The organism is Leisingera sp. F5 (assembly GCF_001593695.1).
Genome location: NZ_LUKH01000100.1, coordinates 1 through 6,569, shown reverse-complemented (window position 1 = coordinate 6,569; position 6,569 = coordinate 1). Strand labels below are relative to the sequence as shown.

Annotated in this window: 10 protein-coding genes; 7 read left to right on the top strand and 3 right to left on the bottom strand. The window is 61.7% G+C overall.

Annotated elements, in window-relative coordinates:
• The first annotated feature begins 129 nt into the window (after window positions 1–129).
• The gene (locus tag A2I95_RS24630; RefSeq protein WP_134828926.1) at window positions 130–537 is read left to right on the top strand and encodes a universal stress protein; all 408 of its coding nucleotides are present in this window, start codon (window positions 130–132) and stop codon (window positions 535–537) included.
• Window positions 538–548: 11 nt separating this feature from the next.
• On the opposite strand, the gene A2I95_RS24625 is transcribed toward A2I95_RS24630, so the two are convergent.
• On the bottom strand, window positions 549–1,160 hold the full coding sequence (locus A2I95_RS24625; protein WP_291734095.1) for a hypothetical protein: 612 nt from the start codon (window positions 1,158–1,160) through the stop codon (window positions 549–551).
• A gap of 165 nt (window positions 1,161–1,325) precedes the next feature.
• Here A2I95_RS24625 and A2I95_RS24620 point away from each other — a divergent pair, with 165 nt between their 5' ends.
• Window positions 1,326–1,592, top strand: a complete 267-nt coding sequence (locus A2I95_RS24620) for a zf-TFIIB domain-containing protein (protein ID WP_291734094.1) — start codon at window positions 1,326–1,328, stop codon at window positions 1,590–1,592.
• A 57-nt stretch (window positions 1,593–1,649) separates the two neighbouring features.
• Here the strand turns inward: A2I95_RS24620 and A2I95_RS24615 are convergent, their stop codons facing one another.
• Entirely contained in the window at window positions 1,650–2,117 is a 468-nt protein-coding gene (locus A2I95_RS24615) for an aminoacyl-tRNA deacylase (protein ID WP_035919936.1), read from the bottom strand.
• A gap of 308 nt (window positions 2,118–2,425) precedes the next feature.
• Between A2I95_RS24615 and ettA the strand changes: the two genes are divergently transcribed.
• The 4 genes from ettA to A2I95_RS24595 all read left to right on the top strand — a co-directional run bounded on the left by ettA (window position 2,426) and on the right by A2I95_RS24595 (window position 5,539).
• Window positions 2,426–4,093 (top strand): energy-dependent translational throttle protein EttA, encoded by a 1,668-nt coding sequence (gene ettA, locus A2I95_RS24610; protein ID WP_027257709.1) that lies wholly within the window; start codon window positions 2,426–2,428, stop codon window positions 4,091–4,093.
• Between the two features lie 2 nt (window positions 4,094–4,095).
• Complete coding sequence (locus tag A2I95_RS24605) at window positions 4,096–4,527, top strand: hypothetical protein (RefSeq protein ID WP_027257708.1); 432 nt, start codon at window positions 4,096–4,098, stop codon at window positions 4,525–4,527.
• A 290-nt stretch (window positions 4,528–4,817) separates the two neighbouring features.
• Complete coding sequence (locus A2I95_RS24600) at window positions 4,818–5,189, top strand: DUF4157 domain-containing protein (RefSeq protein ID WP_027257707.1); 372 nt, start codon at window positions 4,818–4,820, stop codon at window positions 5,187–5,189.
• A gap of 164 nt (window positions 5,190–5,353) precedes the next feature.
• Window positions 5,354–5,539 carry a hypothetical protein gene (locus A2I95_RS24595; protein WP_156916812.1) on the top strand — a complete coding sequence of 62 codons (186 nt, stop codon included), beginning with the start codon at window positions 5,354–5,356 and terminating at the stop codon, window positions 5,537–5,539.
• Here A2I95_RS24595 and trxC read toward each other — a convergent pair.
• Entirely contained in the window at window positions 5,536–5,961 is a 426-nt protein-coding gene (gene trxC / locus A2I95_RS24590; protein WP_027257706.1) for a thioredoxin TrxC, read from the bottom strand. The two genes, A2I95_RS24595 and trxC, sit on opposite strands and share 4 nt — an antisense overlap.
• Window positions 5,962–6,159: 198 nt before the next feature.
• Here trxC and A2I95_RS24585 point away from each other — a divergent pair, with 198 nt between their 5' ends.
• Window positions 6,160–6,474 carry a hypothetical protein gene (locus tag A2I95_RS24585; RefSeq protein ID WP_291734085.1) on the top strand — a complete coding sequence of 105 codons (315 nt, stop codon included), beginning with the start codon at window positions 6,160–6,162 and terminating at the stop codon, window positions 6,472–6,474.
• Window positions 6,475–6,569: the final 95 nt, after the last annotated feature.

Sequence of the window (6,569 nt, the reverse complement as noted above, 5' to 3'; positions counted from 1 at the left end):
TGGCCGAGGTGTTCGGCACCTAGCGTCTTCCAATCCCACCCAAAACGGCGCCTGCCTTGACCCCGGTCATGGCAGGATGCCACCGGCAGGGCTATCATTGACGGGAACATCAACCGATGGAGGTTTGCTATGTATCACAATGTCCTGGTGCCGATTTCATTTGACCCGGAGCGGGATGTGACCGGGCCGCTGAAAGTGGCGCGGCTGCTGTCCGCCCCGGGGGCCAACGTGACGCTGCTGCATGTGATCGAACAGGTTCCGGCCTATGCGATTTCCTACATTCCGGCAGATTTCATGGACGGCACCCGCAGCGCGCTGCAGGCAGAACTGGACGGGCTGGCCAAGACCCTGCCCAATGCCCGCGGAGAACTGGTTGAAGGCCATTCCGGCCGCACTATTCTGGACTGGGCCGAGCAGAACCAGCCGGATCTGATCATTCTTGCATCGCACCGCCCGTCAATGCAGGATCTGTTGTGGGGGTCGACCTCCGGCCATGTGGTGCGCCACGCCGCTTGCGCGGTGCATGTGGTGCGCTGACACTGCCCCGGTCAGGCCGGCACCGCCGCCTTAAGCAGCCTCCAGGCCAGCCGGATCGCCGCCCCCGGCAGCATGGCTGAGCGCAGCAGAACCTTGTTGGAATTCACCGCTTCGGCGATGCGGGCGTAATGCACCTGCTTGTCCGCAGGCGAGCGCAGCAGGATGGTTTCGGCCTGCTGCATCGCCCGTTCGGTCTGCCGTTTGATCTGCGGCACAGCAGCCGGTTTTACCGCACGGTACAGATTCAACCCCTTGCGCTTGGGCTTTTGCGCCGGGTCCAGATTGCTGTTGACCGCCTGGGTCAGCGTGTCCTGCACCAGGACCAGCGCTTTGGTTGCTTCGGCATAGGCATGGTTGCCGCCCAGCTGCTGAACCGCCAGTTTATAGGTGTGGCGGTAGCAGTCGTATTTGTAGACCTTGGGCAATGTCCCGCAGCGGCCAAAACCGCGCGTCAGCGTCGTGACAACGGTTTTTGTTGCCCGCGAACTCAGCCCGCTGCGCTGGCCGCCGCCGCTGCTTGCGCCGCTGTCCCGGCTGCCGCCGCCCCCGCCTTCGCCGCCAAAGGCGGGTGTACTGGCGAGGATCAGGGTCAGGATTCCGGCCTGAATGGTTTTGCTGCTCAAGTGTGCCTCCGCGGTTTTTGCTGTGATTTTTGGCCAGCTTACCACGGGTCAGCCCCGTGTGAATGGGCGGAATTCTGCAAATATCGCGAATTTACGGCACTGTTGTCTTGTGCCGGGCTGCGGCGCTGCCCACCTGAGTCGCTGGAGTTGTGCAAGGAGACGCAGATGCAGTGCCCGATTGACGGAACCCAGCTGGTCATGAGCGACCGCGCCGGGGTGGAGATTGATTATTGCCCGCAATGCCGCGGTGTGTGGCTGGACCGGGGCGAATTGGACAAGATCATCGAGCGATCGGCACAGCCGGTGCAGGCCGCACCGCAGCAGCAGCCGCAACGCTATGACGAGCGGGGCGGCGATTATGATCCGCGCTACGGCAAGAAGCCTTATAAGAAGAAAAAGAAGAACTTTCTGGAAGATCTGTTCGATTTCTGACCCGCATCAGGCGCCGCCCCGTTGACACGGGGGCGGCAGTCCTTTGCTGCACGGCTGTTAGTGCATGGTGCAGAAGGATCCGTGTTTCGCATCCTTCATCAGGGCATCGAAATCATTCCCCTTCATTTCCACCAATGTCTTGTGGTCGCCGGCTTCGAACCAGACTTTGTCCAGGCCGGTCAAGCTGTCGTCGATCACCGTCGGTACATGGTAAGCCTGCCCCACGCAGGGGGCAGCACCGGGGTCGCAATCATCAAAGACCTGGTTCAGCTCATATTCCGGCGCCAGGCCCAGGCGGCGGTCCATCATGGATTGCAGCGCGTGCAGATCAACGGTTTGGTTGGAGGGCACCACGGCCAGCACCGGGCCTTCCTCCATGTGGATGAGCACCGATTTTGCCAGATGGTCCCCCGGCACATGGGCACTTTCGGCGCATTCTGCGGATGTGGCGGTATAGGGATGGCGGACCGTGCCGAACGGCAGGCCTTGTGCCTCCAGATGATGTTTCAGGCGTGAGGCGATCATCAAAGGGTCCTCCTGTGTTAGGAAAGGCCCCCCGGCCGCTGTGGCTCAGGTCTTGGATGCCGCGGGTGTGTCTACAGTCACTGATAGGGCGGCATCGTCAGGTCTGGGCGCAGCCAGCGGCAAGCCGGGGCGCCCCGAAGTTTCCGGTGCCCATCAGTGTGGGCCAGGACGGGTGAGTCGGGCAAGAGGCAGCCGGTCCCGCCCCGGTTCGGACGCCGGTTCCGGCCTCCCGCATCCCTCATTGCCCCGCCGCCGCCCATCCGTTATCACACCAGCCAGCTAGAATTTCCCCATCATGGAGCAGTCACATGGCCGCCTATCAGTACGTCTACCACATGCAGGGTGTCTCCAAGACCTACCCCGGTGGCAAGAAATGCTTTGAAAACATCCACCTCTCCTTCCTGCCCGGCGTGAAAATCGGTGTCGTCGGCGTCAACGGCGCCGGTAAATCCACCCTGATGAAAATCATGGCAGGCCTCGACACCGATTTCACCGGTGAAGCCTGGGCCGCCGAGGGCGCCAAAGTCGGCTACCTGCCGCAGGAGCCGAAACTGGACGAAAGCCTGACCGTGCGTGAAAATGTCATGCTGGGCGTCAAGGCTAAGAAGGACAAGGTCGACCGCTTCAATCAGATCGCGGTCGAGATGGCCGAGAACTACACCGACGAACTGATGGAAGAGATGACCGCGCTGCAAGACAGCATTGATGCGGAAAACCTCTGGGATCTGGACAGCCAGATCGACATCTCGATGGAGGCGCTGCGCTGCCCGCCGGATGATGCCGAGATCGCCAACCTGTCGGGCGGTGAGCGCCGCCGCGTGGCGCTGTGCAAGCTCTTGCTGGAAGCGCCGGAAATGCTGCTGCTCGATGAGCCGACCAACCACCTGGACGCCGAGACCATCGCCTGGCTGCAGCAGCACTTGATCGACTACAAGGGCACCATCCTCTGCGTCACCCACGACCGGTATTTCCTGGACGACATCACCAGCTGGATCCTGGAACTGGACCGCGGCCGCGGCATTCCCTACGAGGGCAACTATTCCGCCTGGCTGGAGCAGAAGGCCAAGCGCCTGCAGCAGGAAGCGCGCGAAGACAAATCCAAGCAGAAAACGCTGGAGCGCGAGCTGGAATGGATGCGCCAGGGCGCCAAGGCGCGCCAGGCCAAATCCAAGGCCCGGATCAACGCCTACAACGATCTGGCCGGCCAGTCCGAACGCGAAAAGCTGACCCGCGCCCAGATCGTCATCCCCAACGGCCCGCGTCTGGGCTCCAAGGTGATCGACGTCGAAGGCATCTCCAAACACTACGGCGACAAACAGCTGGTTGAAGGCCTGTCCTTTGATCTGCCTCCCGGCGGCATTGTCGGCGTGATCGGCCCCAACGGCGCCGGTAAATCGACCCTGTTCCGGATGCTGACCGGCCAGGAGCAGCCCGACGCGGGCACCGTCACCTATGGCGACACGGTGAAGCTGTCCTATGTCGACCAGTCGCGCGATGACCTGAACGATGGCGACACCGTGTGGGAAGCAATCTCCGGCGGTGCCGAGATCATCGAGCTGGGCGACGCGCAGGTGAATTCCCGCGCCTATTGCTCCTCGTTCAACTTCAAGGGCGGCGATCAGCAGAAGAGGCTGAACCTGCTGTCCGGCGGTGAACGCAACCGGGTTCACATGGCGCGGCTGCTGAAAGAAGGCGGCAACGTGCTGCTGCTTGACGAGCCGACCAACGACCTGGATGTGGAAACCCTGCGGGCGCTGGAAGACGCGCTGGTCGATTTCGCCGGCTGCGCGGTGGTGATCTCGCACGACCGTTTCTTCCTCGACCGGATCTGCACCCATATTCTGGCCTTTGAGGGCGATGCCCATGTGGAGTGGTTCGAGGGCAACTTCGAGGACTACGAAGAGGACAAAAAGCGCCGCCTGGGACCGGACGCGCTGGAGCCCAAGCGCCTGAAGCACAAGAAGTTTGTGCGGTAATCATGCCGAAGCGGTGGCTCTTGGGTTTGGCCTTGGGGGCCGCATTTCCTCTTTCTGCTGAAGAGGTGCGCCTAAAGTCCGGCGTCAGCGCTGAACTTGCAAGTTCAGCGCTGGTAACTGCCCCTTCAAAATTTGGCGGGGCAGCAGCCGGCAACGCATTGGAGCTGACGTTTACGGTATCAGACACCGGCTACTTCCTGCAGCAGGATGCTCAATCCCTTTGCCGGGTAAATTGGTCCCGGCATTTCAACGCTCTCAAGGCGAAACTGGCGGCGGTTCAGATCAACTCCGGCGTCAGGCTGGTCAACACCAACGCTCCTCTTGTTGCCGTCAAAATCACTTTTAAGCCGGCGGCGTCAGAAACCGGAAACCAAGTGTCTATCGCCACGTTTCTGTGGCTGAATATGCGAGGTTTGAACAAATGCCAGCCTTAAACTTATGCAGCAACGCATGAGCAGAGCAGCTTCACCATCGGCGCAAACCTCTTTGTAGTTTCGCCTTCTTGCTCTTCCAGCGCAGCACAAGGCCCGCGCCTGACCTTGGGGAGGTGCGAATGCGCCTTCCCGGGGGGAAGGTCAGGCGCGGGCCGTGCCGCTGCGCGCCACGTCCCAAGGGGCAGGACGTTACGCTCCCTTCTCCATTTCGCCTTTTCGCCGCTCTGCGCTACCATCGCGGCAGGCGCCCCGGCGCCATCTGTTGGGTAAAGCGTTGGAAAGGATCCCGCATGGCTTTGAAACCGGAAGAGGTGAAGGCACAGGTCGAGGCAACCAAGGGCAAGAAGGCCAAGCGCAAGAAGCTCAAGACTGAACCCGAAGGCACCTCGGAGAAGAAACTGCCCGGCGATCTGCGCAAAGGGCTGGAGGCGCATTTCGGCGGCAATCTGGGCAAGGTCAGGGTGCATGTCGGCGGCAATGCCAAGGACGTCTGCAAGGAACTGAAGGCCAAAGCCTTCACCGTCGGCAACAATATCTATGTGATGAAGCCTGCATTCGCCAAGGATTCCGAACTGCTGGCGCATGAACTGGCCCATGTTCTGGAGCAGGGCAAAGGCAAGATGCCAAAGGCCAAGGACGGCGTGGCGCTGACCTCAAAATAGCCCCGCACCTTCCTTTCGCGCTGTGCCGCTCTGCTTGTTGACACATTTTAAACCTTTTTTAAGCAAAATTGCCCGCAAGATAGCCTTGAGAGACACTGGGGCGGTCAGGCTAGATTGCTCCCGGAGAAGGAGTTGCCATGGTTTGGGCTGGATTGTTCGCAGGTATGATCACCGGGATGTGCGCAACGGCCTTTGGGTTTTTCGTGGCCGCGCTGCCGCTGTGGATGAGCCTGCTGCTGTATCCAGCAGCCGGCCTGGGCGCGACCGTGCTGGTTATTGCTGTTCTTTCCTTGCGCTGCTGGCTGCAATCGCAGCCGGTCCTCGGGCAGGCCTACGGCAACCGCGCCTAACCGCGCAGCCAGCTGACGATCCGGCCCTGCGGCATCGCGCCGGCCTGGCGCTTTTTCTCCTTGCCGCGCTCAAAGGCGACCAGGGTCGGGATGCCGCGGATCCGGTAGCGCGCACCGGTGGACGGGTGATCCTGGGTGTTCAGCTTGACCAACCGCGCTTTGCTGCCCAATGTCTTGGCAGCCTTGGCAAATTCCGGCGCCATCGTCCGGCAGGGCCCGCACCAGGGCGCCCAGAAATCGGCCACCAGCGGCAGATCGTCATTCTGCGCCGCCTTCTGCAAGATGGCCGGATCCACATCCACCGGCTTGCCCGGCATCAGCGCCGCGCCGCAACTGCCGCAATTGGGGCCTTTGCCCAGCTTGTCCTCCGGCACCCGGTTCAGCTGCGCACAGGCCAGGCAGGTCAGGGTCTTGGCGCCCATGATGGCTCCTCCGCATAAATCCTGCCCTGATATAGACGACCGCCGCGGGGCCGCAAGGGAAGCCGCCGGAGCTTCACAAACCTGTAATCAGCGCTGGAAGCCGCAGGCCGCCGCTTCAATATCAAGGACATGCAACAGATACTCCGCCTCCTGCCGCCGCTTGCGGCCGTTCTGGCAGCCGCCGAACTGGCGCATTTTATGAACCTGACCGCAGGACTGGGGGCACATCCCTGGTGGGCGGGCAAAGTGATCTGGCTGGGCGCCCTGCCGGGTCTTGCCCTGGCCCTAGCCGCCCGGCTGCTGCATCTGCCACGCTGGCTGGCAGCCGCGGGTTTCGCGGTCTTCGGTGCTGCGGCCTTTGCCATCGCGGCAGCAGGCAAAGCGCAATTCGCCGCGTCTTACGCCGAGAACCTGTTGGCCGGGAAATTCTGGTACTTTGGCTGGATTGCCGTCTGCACCCTGACTGCTGCTACGCTTGCAACACTTGCCGGCCCGTCTGCGGAAACCCGTTGACCCAGCGCATTCCGCGCCGGAAGATGATTAGAAGACACAACAGACATCCGGAGATTTAGCCATGATTTCACGCCGGAAAATTTTGAGCACTGGCA